The sequence below is a fragment of the Njordella aestuarii genome (assembly GCF_056494165.1).
Window position 1 is genome coordinate 4,720,334 of record NZ_CM151397.1, and the last position, 15,046, is coordinate 4,735,379.

Genomic DNA, 15,046 nt, shown 5'->3' on the forward strand with positions numbered 1-15,046 from the left:
GACGCCACAACACTCATGCCGCGGCAATGGCATCGGCTTGGCTGATGTTTACCAACCGAACTTTTATGGTCGCGAGGTAGAGCCATGAAGCCACAACCGCAGCCACAAGAAACGTGGGACTCGTTCCGATGTGCTCGCCAAGAAATCCCCACAGAAGCGGCCCAAACGCCATACTGAACGAAATCATCGTCAGATAAAGACTCATGCCACGAGCTCGAAATTCATCTTTCAGAATCAATTGAATCGTCGCATTTAAAGTTGTCAGAATTCCCATCCAGCTCGCCCCGGTCGCCATCATCGCTATCCCGGCCACCACGGCTGAAGTCGAAATCGCGATCGGAATGCATGCAATTGAAAAAAGTAATGTCAGCATGAAGACAATCCAATTTGATCCGAGTCTTTCGCGAATTGTCGGCAATACCATCGCTCCAGCGACAGCGCCAAATCCGAATGTGGATACCAGAAGGCCTAACCCTCGGGCATCCAAGCCAAATCGTTCTCGTGCAACCAACGGAATCAAGGACCAAATAACGGACGCCGGAGTGACAAAAGTAACAACCCGCAGGTAGACGTTTCGCAATTTTGAGTCGCTGAGCAAGTACCGTAAACCTTCCAAAAGCGACTTGAATAAACCGACGCCCGATGGTTTCTTTCGCGCGTGATTTTGGCTTTGCCGATTCCAGCTTATAAGCACAACGATCACGCCTAAAAAGGAACACGCATTTGCCGCGAATGCGAATGCGACTCCGAAGAAACCGATAACAAGTCCACTGATCGCTGGTCCGACGCACCTAGCAAGATTAAAACTGATGCTGCCCAGCCCGACAGCCGCGGGTATCTCACGTTTTGTAACGATCTCCGGCAGCAGCGATTGCCAAGTTGGAATATGGACACACATTCCCAGTCCGATTGCCAGTGTACATGCGAGCAAACCAACCGGAGTCATGTAGTCAAACAGAGTCAAGAGGCTCATGGCCATCGTAATGACACACAAAAACACCTGAGTCAGGATGAGAAGTTTGCGGCGATCAACACGGTCTGCAAGAGCACCTGCCAACAAAGCGAAGACAAAGACTGGCAGGGTCATCGACGTACGCACCAGCGACACCCAAACTGGCGATGGCTCCAGAAGTGTCATATAGTATGCTGCAGCGAGTTCGTGCATCCAAGTTCCCATATTGGAAACCAAGCCCACAATCCAAAACGCGGCGAACAAGCGGTTTTTTAGTGGTGCCCATGCGCCAACTCTGGGAATGCTTTTCGTCGTAGATTGCAATCCATCGTCAGTCTGCCGCCCCCCCTCGTTGCAAACGGGACGCGGTGGATCTTTCTGCAGTAAATTCACGTAAAAGCTTTATCAAGAAACAAGGTTCGCAGTCCCATGAGAATGTGTTTCCGTTGAATCATCGAGTTTTAAGGGTGGTGTGAAACGAGCCCAAATCAACAAAACTGCGGCTGTTAAAGCATATCCGGCGAACAACCCCCACATCTTGCCCGCTAACTCACTCGGAAGACTCCACGCTTCCGAAATCAGGCTGCTGGGCAATGGCAAGAACAATCTATTGTCAGCGAGCGGCGAATGAATCACTCCAAACAGCGTTAACATCGCAGCTATCCCAAAACAAACAGCCGCCGCGGTTAACCGCCGGTCGATCGCAAAGGCTAAGGCCGAAGACCAGAGCAGGGCCGTAATAATAAACCCATTCGAGAGCAATATCGCTGTCGACAAACCTATCTGCAAGTCGGGATTGGGAAGATCACTGATGCTGGTCCCCGTACTCTCCAACACTTGCTTGGCGAAAAATACAGACAGGTATGCCAGCGCCGGAACGCAGGCAAATGCAACGGCTGGATAATGGCGTTTGGGAGTAGCGAGAAAGCTTTGCGCTGTAATCTCCAACCCTACAAAGACCAACAATGGAAATACCGCAGCTTTTGGAACATACGCGTAGAAGTACGAAAACAGACCAAGAACTCCGAACAGAATCATGCAGATGGCGGTACCGAGCGTATATGCAGCTCTCCCCCCCATCGCTTTGTAGGCTGGATGACCAATATAAGGTGTCGTTTGAATAACCCCTCCCAACAATCCTGCAGCGATCGTCGCAAACGCTTCCACTCCGACCACATGACTTGTTTTGTAATGATCACCGACAGCCGCCGCACTTTCCGTACAATCAATGCCACCAATCACGGTAGCGAGAGCAAACGGCAAAGCGATCGGTAAGTAATTCAATGCTTGTGGCCAAACATTTAACCATTCGAATCGCAGAGCTTCTAACCAGTCTGTAGGGGCAAAGGGCACTTGTACGATAGAAGGAGGTTCGATCGGCAACAAGCCCGTAAACTTCATGACGTAAAATATTACTCCACTGACGAGCAATGCCATGACCGAGCCAGGAATCTTGAATGGCATCGGGACATGACCTAATAAACTTACGAGCACGATTGTTAGAGCAACCATTCCGACGGGCGGTACATTTAAGACGTCCAGTAGCGGTAGAAAGCTAATTACAACCAACGCAATCGCAGTCAACGACCCCAGTAGGCCTGCTCGAGGAATAATCTCACGCGCCCAGTTCGAAATAAATGAACAAGCAAGCTTAAAGATACCACTTGCAACCATACAAAAGATCCCGATGTGCCATGCATGTGTCGCCGCATCGATTTCGCTCATACCGCCAGCCAAAGCCGCTTTGTACGCTGGCCCTAACACGAAAATGGTAATACCAAACACACTAGGCGTGTCCAAACCCAGAGGCATCGCAGTCACGTCGTTGCGACCCGTGATTTTCGACAAGCGGAAGGCCATGAAGAAGAACCAGAGATCGCCGATGAACACGCCAATGGCGGTCCCTGGGATCATATGGGTTACGATAAAATCAGCTGGAATTCCAAAGACCAAAGACAATAGCGACAGGATCAAAAAGAGTCCCGCAATATTGTCCAACAAAAGCCCAAAGAATGCGTTTACGTCACCAGGTGTCGCCCAGCGGTAAGTTGTTTTCTGCATAGAAGAACGGCAATCGCAAAGGATGTGAACAAGGATGCTTTGCAGCCAGCTCTCGAATAATGCCCCACTCGGAAGTCTGACCGCATCAACGTTTAACTATCAACGATGTGTTTCCATTGCCCGTTCTCCGCGCTTAGACAGGCCCGCCAATGATAGCTCAAGCACGCGGCTTCCGTAAACTACATACCCCTAAAAGACTTATCAAATCTGATGAGCCCATTTCAGCACAGCGACAGCCGTGCGAATGGGATGCGAAGAGCTTCCCGTGGGCCAGTCAAGAAATGGGCTGCGGACAACAGTCTAGCGCGTGCTGTTTGACATTCACTTTGGTTGCCAAAAACGCCGAAGGGCAACATTCCGGGATTTACAGATCCATTAATCCAGGTAGAAATCGAGAATTCGACTTTGAATCTTGATACCGCGCACAAGCGTCCAAAGGTGGCTTGGTGCGAATTCAGCCGGGGAGCTTTCGCCCAGCAGATCAAGTTCTTCGGCAACGGCAGCTTGTTGATCATGAAGTGAGTGCATCGTCCACTCGAGCTCGCGGTACCTTTCTTCCAAGTATGCCACATCGGATAAAGTGCTGAGATCGACGTGTTGCTTCGTTAGGAGCAGAGCTACTCGAGCGATATGCGTATCGCTTGCGTTCGGTTCGATCTTTTGGAGGCGTTCTATCAGCTCAATCAGCCGCATTTGCTTGTCCTGATGGACTAGTTGAAAGTGTAACGTCAGACGGTACGTTTCTTGTAACCAACATGCAAATGCTTTGCAGCCCTCATTCCCAATCGCTCGCGATTCCGGTAGCAGATTTGCTATAATCGTTATAACTGCCTATTTTCATCGTCGTTTTTTGCGTTACCAATGAGCTCCCTTTTAATCGCATTGCTTCTTATCGCAATTGGTCTGCTGCTGCTTGGCATCGATTTGCTGATTCCCTCTGGCGGGATTCTGATCGTGCTTGCAGCAATTGTGGCCATGATTGGCGTAGGCTTTGGTTTCCATTACTCCACAAACGTCGGCGGCTGGCTCACGGTTTTTGTACTGGCAATGATTCCTGTAGCGTTGGTGGTGTTTGTGCGCGTCTATCCTCACACATCAATTGGAAAGAAAATGATCATCCAACGCCCTACAGCTGCAGCTTTTGACTACGGGGAACAGACGGATTCCAATTCACCGGAATTGATCGGCAAAATCGGAATCGCTAAGACCGATCTTCGACCCAGCGGAAAAATCATAATTAACAACAAGGTGTTGGAGGCGACCAGCAACTGTGGGATCTTAGAAGCCGGGACAGCGATTCGTGTGGTCGATCTCGAAATGGGACTTGCAACTGTCGAATTGTATTACGCTGAAACCGGAATCGAAGCGAACGTTTTGAAACCAGTTGAAAACATGCCAGCCACGACGGGGAACGCCGTGTCACAAGCTGACCCGATTTCGGAACCGTCCGAGTCAGGTTCGTCGCTTCTTGAAATGTCGCCAGAAGAATTCGGACTTGATAGCTTTGAGATAGATGATAGCGAAAAGAAGCCGCCACTTTCGTAACACACAATTGCGTTAAAAATCCCAATGGAAGAGAATTCCGCCGACCTTCCGAAAGTTGCTCTTGCACGAATGGATGGCTTAGCCTGGGGCGTACTGCTGCTCATCGGCATACAGTTGCTATGCGATATTCGGACTAGCAAGGCACCAGTCGATCAGCAAACATTGATTGGTTCATATCAATACAAAATTGATTTGAGGACAGCATCGATCGCAGAATTGCAGGTAGTCCCTGGATTCGGTCCGACTCTTTCCCGCCGCTGGGTAGAAGACCGCGAACGACTTCTTAATGAAAACGAATCTGTATATGACGCGTTTAAAGCGATGAATGGCATCGGCAAAGAGAAGTTTAAAGCACTTTTGCCATACCTGTTGGAAGACAAACCAACCAGTGGCGACAATCAGTAACACGCCAACACTTTACAAATTTATCGCATTGGAGTTTTGTCGACGCGCGTGATTTACGAGCGTTTCTACTGTTTGCCTCAGAAGCGGCACACCGCCGAATTTCATACCGACGGAACGTATTTTGCCAGTATCGATCTGATTCTTGGGAGCTTTAACTTCACCTTCTATCTGTGATCTGCTACCACTCATTTCCTTGGCGAGGCTAGCGACTTCAAAATTGCTGATGTAGCGGTCGTAGCACGCATAAATTTCGCCCCCGACCTCGTCGCTTTTCAAAAGCAGCCCGATTGCTTTTGCAACGTCCGAAGCATGAACCTCTTTTCCTCCGGTCGTGCAAGAGACATCCTTGTTCTGCACAATATCCTTAACTAAGGGATACCACTTGCTATTTTCAATCGGCGAAGCGATGCCGTAGATCCCAGTTGGTCGAATAGCACAAATGGGCAGTCCATGTCCCATTGCAAAGGAATGCACAAAAGCTTCAACGGCTGCCTTGTGTGCTCCGTAGTGAGATTTGGACCATGTTGGATGCGTTTCATCCAGTGGCCGGTCAGAAAGAATCTTTTCATGAACTGCGCACGAACTCACGTACACCACCTTTTTTAAGCCGACCTCCGCGGCAGCTTGAAAGAGCTTTAAGGAACCGATCACGTTGCGTTCGGCAAACTTTTCCAGATCCCCCTCAGCACCACGAAATCCAGCACCTGGCCGCCAGAGTGCGGCGTGAACTAACGCATCGCAGCCTTGCACAAGTTTGGTGGTACCTAAATCCTCTCCTAGCGTACCTTCGACCCAATCGATCGGCTTGTGCGCGAAATAAGAACGATCCGAAGCAAGTCGCGTCCAACAACGCAACGAATGGCCCGCCGACAACAACGCATCAGCAATGTAACTTCCCAAGAATCCTGTTGCACCGGTCAACGCGATATGCATCGTCCAGACCTTTCCAGGTCAAAGTAATGGAATCATGGCTCGCTAGACGCCGTGAAGTTGTTCTACAACACGTCCAATGATAGCAAGCCAGACAAGCCCCTAGTCTATCTTGGGTTGGCCGATGCAAGGAAGCGACGTTTGCTCAACGGCAGAATTTCCCCGAAATTGTTGCTGGTCGACGTGGTCCCGTTGATGGGTACGTTGGAAATTAAGTTCTCGGCTACTGTACCGCCAGTGGTTCCCGCATTGGCCGCACCATCCAAGAACCCTTCTGGTTGAACTTGAGAGACCGAGTAGGTGCCCGGCGCCAGATTCTCAAATGTGTATTGACCATTGGCATCAGTTTGTCGAGTCTGCGGAGCGATCGCAACGCCATTCACAGTCCCATTTAGAGCGACCGTTACGCCTTCGAGCCCAGGATCGACGCCCGCGTCACGAACACCATTGCGGTTCGCATCGCGATACACAAAGCCCGATATCGAAGTTAACGCACTGACGGTTACTGCATGAGTCGCAGAGTTATTTCCCGTATTGATTTCGCCTGCTCCCGTTGGAACTGAAACGGTAGCGGTGTTGCTAAGTTGTGTAGCATTCGGGACGTCATTATTGACCGTTGTGTTAATGGTGATCGTTGCACTTGCCCCACCGGCCAAAGTGGAGATCGTTCCGCTAACTGTTCCATTTGAATTAGCAAATGTCCCAGCAGTACTCGTAACCGAAGTAAAGGTTAGCCCCGAGGGCAGGACATCGGTCACCGTAACATTACTAGCAGTCGATGGGCCACTGTTGGACACAATGATGGTGTACACGAGCGGCGAGCCTACGGCGACAGAGTCGACTCCGTCGTTCTTAGTAATCGTCAAATCAAAATTCGGGTTGATTACCGTGGTCTCTGAATCACTAGCCGTATCGTCCGTGTTCGATACGGTCGCAGTGTTCGTTACCGTACCGCTAGTAGTTCCACCGGCAGTTACGTTGATAGTAATCACAGCTTCGTCAACAGTGGAGCTTCCTCCGGCCAGCAGAGTACCAAGATTTGCTTCGAGACGGTTCGTAGTTGAATTAAACGTTACGTTTCCAGTGCGACCGGTACTATCATTGACGACGAAAGTACCGCTTACAAAGACAACTCCACTCGGCAATGGATCGCTGAATAGCACGCTTGGAGCATCAGCCGATCCGCTGTTGAACGCCGTGACTGTATAACTAAACGATTGCCCGGCTAGTACAGGGTCCGCAGAATCGGACTTCGTGATGTTCAGATTCACCACACGATTTAGCGTATCGGTGTCCGTAGCCGAATTGGGCCGCGTACCTGTCTCTTGAGTGTTCGCATTCGCGGCGGTTACCTCTGCCGTGTTAGTAATGTTTGCGCCCGTCGCACTGCTGCGCACAGTTGCTACTAACAGGATTGTTTCAGTAGCACCTGAGGCCAATGTCGCCAGGGTTCCTGAAAAGTTCTGACCGCTTATCGTTCCGAAGGTCGTACCATTTCTGGTGCTTGAAACATACTGAAGTCCTGCCGGCAATGCATCTGTAACGACAACGTTTGTGGCGGTACTTGGTCCGTCATTGTTTACCGTTAAGGTATACGTCACAGTCTCCCCGGTCGTAACTGAGGTGACTCCGTTGGTTTTGGTTATCAGCAAATCATAACGAGGCTCCACCGTTACAGACACCGAGTCTTCATCGTCGGTGTCGTCCGTATCCGTAAATCCAACGAGCCGATCCACAGCAACGCGGGCTGTATTCACGAACTGCCCGGGGACGACCGAATTTCCAACGTCGACAATAATCTGGACAGATTTTGTCTCGTCAACAGCCAAGTCTCCTACTAGATACAGCAGATCGCGGTCAGCTGTTGGGCTGTTCGTTACACTGGTTGGGTTCCCAGTTGTTGCAAGCGTAAACCCATCGGGCAGGTCATCATCAACTTCAACACCGGTAACGGCAGTTGGGCCTTCGTTGGTTACCGTCAGCGTGTAAGTAACTTGACCGCCAACTCCAACGGTAGTTTGCGTAACGGTCTTCTCGATCAGCAAGTTGAGATCACGGAGAATGTCATTTTCATCACTTGCGGTCACTGGCGCGCTGTCCGTTGAATCCGCGGTAGCAGTGTTCGTAATAGTCGTGCCAGCAATGTCCGTATCAACCGAAACTAAGACGCCTACGGTCATCGTAGCCCCGACGGCTAAAGATGTGACTCCAGCCGAGATCTGATCTCGCCCGCCAACATCGGTGACTGTTGGACTACCTTCACTACCGCTAGCGAAACTCACAAAGCTGTATCCGGCTGGCAACAAGTCGACAAGCGTTACATCGTTCGCGGTCGAAACTCCGGTGTTTGTAACAATCAGCGTGTACGTAAACTGGTCCCCAGGGCGAACTGTGTCACGAGTTCCGTCACTCTTGGTTAAAGTCAGTACAGCGTTGCGAGTGATTACTGTTTCAGCATTGTCTTCGTTGTTATTGTCATCGGTGTCGATGCCATCGCTGGTTACTGTTGCGATGTTATCAATCGTACCCGCTGCGGCAGCGGCACTGGTGGAAACGACGACGGTAAGCACCTGATCTGCACCAGCGGCTAGCGAAGCAATCGTTGTCGTCAGTTCTGCGTTAGCGTCCGCTTGCTCTGTCCAAGCCGCGGACGATGTGCTTCCGTTCGTTCCGTTAGGTATGAATGTCACTCCCGCCGGTAAATTGTCCGTAACAACTACGTTGGTCGCTGCGATAGGCGAGTTGTTTGTTACAGTTAGGGTGTAAGTGACGTTTCCGCCAGCGTCAATCGTCGCAGTTCCCGATTTTACAACCTGAACATCGATTTCGGGTGTAAAGCCAAAGTCAAGAGTTAGGTTCGAGTTCGGATCGGTATCGCCATCCGTAGTCGGTTCCGCACCGGCCACTAGCCGAATACCCAAGGCGACGGTCGTTGCGCCAGCCAAGAATCCATTGTCATCATTGTTGACGTCATTGTTTGGATCTGGCGCAGTGCCAGCAACGTTGTTGCCCGTGCTGGTCGTTAAATTGGCCAGGGCAAGCTGTGTGTTATCGATAACGGCGATATAGGATTCACTGATCGCTGGGTTTCCGGCTGTCGGACTATTCGGCAACAAGTTGGTAAAAGTGTAAATTCCGCTTGCATTGGTCGTCGCAGTGACGGGGTCGCCAAGCCCATCCAAAACAGCGGTTTCACCCACATCTAGCTCGCCATCCCCGTCCTCGTCCAGGAAGAGCTGCACGATAACATTTTCAATCCCAGCTTCGCCACTATCAAAAACCCCGTTGTTGTTATTGTCGCGGAATACCAAATTTCCCAAAGTCATTGGTTGAAGGTTGGGTAAATCTTGCGTTAGGACTGTTGGGCCGATAGTTCCCGCAAACTCGATAGTTCCGTTAGCCGAAACAGCCGTATCGATTTCAAACTGTAGAGCTCCCAAGTTTGTTAGATCGACGCCAGTGAAACTGGAAAATGGAATCAGTATTTCTTCAGCGGTTAAACTCACAGCGATAGGCACTGTGACACTGTCCTGGTTTGTTCCATCGTAAACCGTTACGATCAAATCAACTGCGCCAAGTGCTGTATCGGTTCGGGCAAAGAACTGAAATGCGTTGCGGGTGCCGGTTTCAGTAAGGTCGAAACCGCCAAGCCCCGTAACTTCAACCGTTTCTTTTTGGGCGGGCGAAGTGTCAGCGCTGCCGTCATAGATGACGAACAGCGTTCCGGTTGTACCGTTGTCGTTGTTAAAGGTAAGCACGTCCGCGCCAGCACCAGCACCATCCACTTCAAGTGATATATTGCCGCTGGAGCCGCCATCGTTTCGGATAAAGAGATCGCGTTCGCCTCCGAGTATGCCAGCAATGATCGCACCGTCTTGGTCCGTGTTACCTGGCGTTGCCAAGATCGTCTGGGCGCCGCCACCCGATAGACCGGTTTCAAAATCATCGATCGTGCTAGTCGTTCCAGCAGCCTGTAGTGCCGTAATCACGACTGTCTGAAACTCATCACGGATTAGCAGGCCGTTGCTATCGCCGGTCCCCGCATTTTGCCGAACGAAATAGCGACCTGCTTCCAAGCCACTGAAGGTATATTCACCCTGCGCATTCGTGATCTCGTTGTCGAGAGCTGCGCCGTCGGCAGCGCCTGGTTCGAATACGCCGTCATCATCAACGTCCAGGAAAAGATCAACCGAAACGTTTGTCAAACGCGTTTCAGAAACTTGAAAGACTCCATCGTCATTCGCATCAACAAACGCAGTACCAGTAATGACACCAAGGTCAGTCGCAAGCAGCTTGCGATTTTCAAGCTGTTCAAGCTTTAAATGTCGACGCGTTGCCTGACGACGATTTCTACGTGCCGGCTTTTCGCTGCCAAACAACGATCCAAAAAGTGAACGTAGTGATGCTGGCAACATGAGGAACTCTCCGAATGTCTTTTTAATTTACTGGATTTGCTAAGCGCAGAGCTTCCGCAGCTTGTATTAAACTATCGGCCACAGCGGGTCTCCTCCCAAGCGACTCTTGCGCAATCGACCTGATTCGAACGGTCTTAGAAAGCATAGACGCCGCAATCGCGCCATTTTATCCAGATTTCCTAAAACTTTTTCCCCAACCCTCATCAAATTTTGAAACGCAAAACGGCCAAGAATTCTGCTCAACGCAAAATCCTTGACCGTTCAAGCTTTTTCAGATTTTTAGATTTCCGATGCGACCTGTCCCGCTTTCGCTCAAGCAAGCCCCTTAAGAAATCCTTAACCATCGTTTATTACCAGCGGTATTCCGCTCCCAAGTTAACACCTTGGATGAAGTAGTCCGATTCGCGAAACGCAAACCGAGGTCGCTGAGCACCGGTAATCGCGGGGCTCGCTGGCGGAATCAGGCCAGGATTTACGTCCAAGTCGATTTGATCTCCAGGACGAACAACGTTGCTCCAGTAGATGAATGTATAACCGGCTGTCAAACGTGTACGATCCGTTAACTGGTATCCCAGCGTCGCGCCAAATTCAGGCACTACACCAAACTGCTGACGGAGGAAGCTGCCGCTGTTGGTCGACTGAGCAAGCAAACCGCCCTCGTGAACGGTCGTAGTCTGCACGCCACCAACAGGTTCGGTAATTTCGGTTGAACCAGCAATATCAATTTCTTGACGGCTGTTTCCGAACGAAGTACGCAGCAACATATCCAGAGTCCAATACCCGCGGCGTCCTTGCCACATAACTCCCAACTCAGCTCCATTAAATTGGTTACGGGTTCGGAAGCTGTCTTCAATGAGGAACGAACCTGGATCGTTGGTAAGCTGACTTTGAAGGTCTTCACGAATCGTCAATCCTTCATTCAACTCAATCGTGCGCCATCCGATCGTTGCATCAATTCGCGATTGAGCTTGGACTGGGCCACACGTGATAAAGGAAGTCGCACAAGTTGTTCCACAGCAAAGCGATTTACGCAAGCGGATCGCTCCACCTTGAACTTCACTGAAGCCGTCAACTCTCACAGTACCACCAACCACTCCGTTTTGAGCAACTAGCTGCGAATCTTCTAACCCCGTAGCAACGTTAAAGAATGGCCGTGCCAGGATTGGGTCGCCGCTTGATCGTTGCGAGAACGAAAACTCGTTGGTCCCAAGACCGAAGTACTCAAGTTCAATTCCGAGAGTCGGATTGTTCGCAAACCACCATCCAAATCGGATCCGGCCACCATCGAAGCGATCGGTGAGCAATTCGTCGCCAAGCAAACTGCTAGTTCCTTCAGCTCCCAAAATACCTTGCCCGGTCGCGGTCGAACTTGTCGTTACGAGAGCAGGGACGTTCATGCCACGTTGAAACCAACCTAAATAGTCAGCTTGAACCCAGCCGTGGCTTGGCAAACATAGGACTAGCTGGCGTGCTCCTGCAGGCGGGTTGCAAATGTTTAACCCGTTCAGTCCCGGACGTGAAAACTCGCATGGTCCAATTCCGCAGGCCGCGCCACATGTACCACTTCCACAGCTATCGCATCCCATCGAGGCAGTCTCGTAGACGATTTCGCCGGCAGCCATTGGCATCGGGGCGTGCTCATCATAAATGACCTCGCCATGCTGATGAGCACTCGCTTGAACGACCGGTTGCGAACGTCTAACACCTGTTCCAACGCTGCCATTGCTGGCCGGAGCGGCTTGAACCGCAACGGCTCGCTGGACCGGCTGAGCTTTTTTCGCAGTCGGCGTAGCTTGATTTGCGGTCTTTGTAGCTGCCTTTTTGACTTGATTCGTCGCAGCTGTCGACGGTCGTCGTGCTGGAGTAGGCTGTTGAGCCTGTAACTCGCTCGCGACAAACGATAAGATGAGTGCGATTGCGATGATTCGATTCACGACAGTAACTTCCTTGCGACTAATATTGTGTTTTCCGCAGTCCTGCTCCCATGCAAAATGCATCCGCTAGCAGAACATCGAACCCCCAATTATTCCTTTCATCGGCAGTTCCTTGCCCGAACATTTGTCAAAATCGGAATTTCTTTCCCAATCCGAACGCTCGACTTAATCAAAAAAGTCACCCCTCTTTGCCCACTCACCCAAAACGCTTTCCCAATCTAACTTCCGTGCTAGCGAAACTTGAATCATGAATGGAATTGATGACAACCTAGCTCTGGGTGTGGCTCAAACTCTGGAGAATTTAAGACGCTGCGGAATTCACTGGACGGTGCAGGGTGACGCCGCCAAAGTCATCCAGTGGTATGCCGCACACGCCGCAGATTTCCCACAGCCCAGTGAATCATCGGATCTGAGCCTGAATGCTTCCGCACCTGCCGAAATTCCGCAGCCCACCACCCGCGCAACCCCGTCGACGGTTCCTCAGAAATCCGCTGCCCCAGCCAATAGCGGCAAGCCACCCGTTTTTCAAAGTCTTCCGATAGCCTTGGGAAAATGGGAATCATCTCCGCAGGACGCTCTGGCTCGGGTCTCCTTCTTGACCGAGCAAGCGGAGCAGGTCGCCATTTGCAAGCGTTGCTCTGAACTTGTTTGCTCGCGGACTCGCACCGTCTACGCCGATGGTAGTCCTTCATCTCGCATCGTCTTCGTTGGCGAAGGTCCAGGATTCGAAGAAGACCGCACCGGCATTCCCTTTGTCGGTGCAGCCGGCCAATTGCTCGACAAGATTTTGGTCGCGATGGGTTTGAATCGCGAGCATATCTACATTATGAACGCCGTGAAATGTCGGCCTCAAAACAACCGCACGCCGACTGACGAAGAGATCGCGAACTGCCAAAGCTTCTTCATCACGCAACTCGAAACTGTTCAACCCGAATATATCGTCTGCCTAGGCGCCGTTGCTTCGCGCGCAGTGCTGCAGACAACGCAGGGCATCGGCAAACTTCGCGGCAAGTTCCATGCTTACCGCGGCGCCAAGGTTGCCGTCACTTATCACCCCGCATACTTGCTTCGCAATCCCGACGCAAAGAAATTTACGTGGGATGATATGAAAATGGTGATGGCCGCGATGGCAAACTAAGTCGGAACCGATGCATCTGCTGGTGCGACATCGTCATCATGCTCGTAGGCAGGCTCTGGCAAGAAAAAGCTAAGGATAAAGTTTGCCAGGTAAAGCGAAAACGCGACTCCTGCGGCAACATACGCGACCTTGGTTGCATATCCCATGTCGCCCGGCATAAAGTACGCTATCCACTGAGTTACCGCAGCGAAACAAGTTCCCAACATGCGACCACCAATGTTCGCTGCAAAACTCTCTCCGGTTCCACGTAAGTGTAATGGGTATGCCCCAGGGAGATAGTTCCCCCAAAAACTAAATTGAGCTACCGTCAGTAGGCCCGCGAAAAACATACCGACTTCTAAATAGCTGAGCTTGGTTGTCGCTGCCCATGCGAACACAATCGGCATGACAATCAGACCCGGCACTAAGAATATTCGTATTAGACTTCGGCGACTAATGATAAAGATCGCAAGAATTGCAAAGATAAATCGGCCGATCAGACCGCCAATTTCCTGCTTCTTCGTCGCTTCGCTCGCAACACCTTGTTCAATCGGACCCGCAATTTTTCGCGTTTCGGTCAGCAAACCACGCTGGACTTCTTCGTCGGTTTTACCTTCCGCTTTCAGCCGCGCCGTGATCGCAGCGGTATCTACTTTTTCGGCGACTTGCGTTCGGATCCGTTCTTGAACATCAGGCAAACCTGGAACAATCTGCGGCATCTGCTGGATCGCTCCGAAAGCAGCGCCAAAGCTGCACATGAACATCAGCGTTGTCACAATTGTCGTACGACGCAGTTTCGGTGCAAACAATTCCGCTACACTCGGACGCTTTAAAACTCCAGCCTTTCGTTTTTGTTGCCATGCAGGCGACTCTGGCAGGAACGGCCGAATGACCATCAGCGGAATTGCAGGTATGAGCCCTGACATCAACGTATAACGCCAATCAGCATGTTCATTCTTTATTTCTCCCAAGAACGACAAGAAGCTTGGTAAGCGAATAGCGGGCAACTGCACTGCGGGAAGTTCTATTCCAAAGAGTAGGGGAGCGACATTGCCTCCGGCCCATGCTGCGGCAATGCCAGCCGCGATTGCGACCAAAATCCCACCAAAGGACGAAAACGCTTGAGTAAAGCCCAAGACTTTTTCGCGCAAGCCTCGCTCTGGAAACAATTCTGCGAGCCAAGCTACCGCCGCCACAAACTCAACGCAAACCCCTACGAATACAAGGCATCTGCAAATTAGCAACATCGTCAGGCTGGTAGAGAATCCTGCAACAAACGCCGACACACCGTACAAAAGGATGCTCCATGTCAAAACGCGACGTCTGCCAAGTCGGTCTGTGAGATACCCCCCGAGCAAACCGAATACTCCACCAGCAAGGGCTGGTACGTAGAACAAAAGCGTGAACCAGAGCGACCATTCGGGCGTCCCCGGCCTAATTCCGCCTAGCTCTAGCAATGCGTTTCTCGCAATAAGCGGAAGCATCAATAGTTCATAAATATCGAAAGCAAATCCGATCGCCGCCATGATGCAGATAAGCCATTGAACTGTCGTCAGTCCGCTCTTCGAGTTTCCAGAAGCCATTTTGAAGTAAGATTTAAAGGTAGGTAGGTAAATCAGTCGAGGCTTTCTAACCGCCCAGCAGGTTAGAATTCCAAACGCGAGGTAACCTAGTTTAACTCAGATTG

At 51.0% G+C, this 15,046-nt stretch carries 10 protein-coding genes; 3 read left to right on the forward strand and 7 right to left on the reverse strand.

Going from position 1 to position 15,046, the window contains the following annotated elements; all coding sequences use genetic code 11:
* Positions 1-13: 13 nt before the first annotated feature.
* The 3 genes from SH451x_RS18650 to SH451x_RS18660 all read right to left on the reverse strand — a co-directional run bounded on the left by SH451x_RS18650 (position 14) and on the right by SH451x_RS18660 (position 3,706).
* On the reverse strand, positions 14-1,345 hold the full coding sequence (locus tag SH451x_RS18650; RefSeq protein ID WP_479358536.1) for an MFS transporter: 1,332 nt from the start codon (positions 1,343-1,345) through the stop codon (positions 14-16).
* 12 nt (positions 1,346-1,357) lie between these two features.
* Entirely contained in the window at positions 1,358-3,013 is a 1,656-nt protein-coding gene (locus tag SH451x_RS18655) for a permease (RefSeq protein WP_479358537.1), read from the reverse strand.
* A gap of 375 nt (positions 3,014-3,388) precedes the next feature.
* On the reverse strand, positions 3,389-3,706 hold the full coding sequence (locus tag SH451x_RS18660; RefSeq protein WP_479358538.1) for a hypothetical protein: 318 nt from the start codon (positions 3,704-3,706) through the stop codon (positions 3,389-3,391).
* A 168-nt stretch (positions 3,707-3,874) separates the two neighbouring features.
* Between SH451x_RS18660 and SH451x_RS18665 the strand changes: the two genes are divergently transcribed.
* Positions 3,875-4,558: an NfeD family protein gene (locus tag SH451x_RS18665; RefSeq protein WP_479358539.1), complete on the forward strand. Its 684-nt coding sequence runs from the start codon at positions 3,875-3,877 to the stop codon at positions 4,556-4,558.
* Positions 4,559-4,582: 24 nt separating this feature from the next.
* The gene (locus SH451x_RS18670) at positions 4,583-4,963 is read left to right on the forward strand and encodes a ComEA family DNA-binding protein (protein ID WP_479358540.1); all 381 of its coding nucleotides are present in this window, start codon (positions 4,583-4,585) and stop codon (positions 4,961-4,963) included.
* 12 nt (positions 4,964-4,975) lie between these two features.
* Here the strand turns inward: SH451x_RS18670 and SH451x_RS18675 are convergent, their stop codons facing one another.
* The 3 genes from SH451x_RS18675 to SH451x_RS18685 form a co-directional block, all read right to left on the reverse strand.
* Positions 4,976-5,896 carry an NAD-dependent epimerase/dehydratase family protein gene (locus SH451x_RS18675; RefSeq protein ID WP_479358541.1) on the reverse strand — a complete coding sequence of 307 codons (921 nt, stop codon included), beginning with the start codon at positions 5,894-5,896 and terminating at the stop codon, positions 4,976-4,978.
* Positions 5,897-6,000: 104 nt separating this feature from the next.
* Positions 6,001-10,308, reverse strand: coding sequence for a beta strand repeat-containing protein (locus SH451x_RS18680; RefSeq protein WP_479358542.1), 4,308 nt, complete (start codon positions 10,306-10,308; stop codon positions 6,001-6,003).
* A 350-nt stretch (positions 10,309-10,658) separates the two neighbouring features.
* A complete protein-coding gene (locus tag SH451x_RS18685) occupies positions 10,659-12,242 on the reverse strand; it encodes a BBP7 family outer membrane beta-barrel protein (RefSeq protein ID WP_479358543.1) in 1,584 nt (527 codons plus the stop codon).
* A 247-nt stretch (positions 12,243-12,489) separates the two neighbouring features.
* On the opposite strand from SH451x_RS18685, the gene SH451x_RS18690 reads away from it, so the two are divergent.
* Positions 12,490-13,380: a uracil-DNA glycosylase gene (locus tag SH451x_RS18690; protein WP_479358544.1), complete on the forward strand. Its 891-nt coding sequence runs from the start codon at positions 12,490-12,492 to the stop codon at positions 13,378-13,380.
* Here SH451x_RS18690 and SH451x_RS18695 read toward each other — a convergent pair.
* A complete protein-coding gene (locus SH451x_RS18695; protein WP_479358545.1) occupies positions 13,377-14,942 on the reverse strand; it encodes an MFS transporter in 1,566 nt (521 codons plus the stop codon). The two genes, SH451x_RS18690 and SH451x_RS18695, sit on opposite strands and share 4 nt — an antisense overlap.
* Positions 14,943-15,046 lie beyond the last annotated feature (104 nt).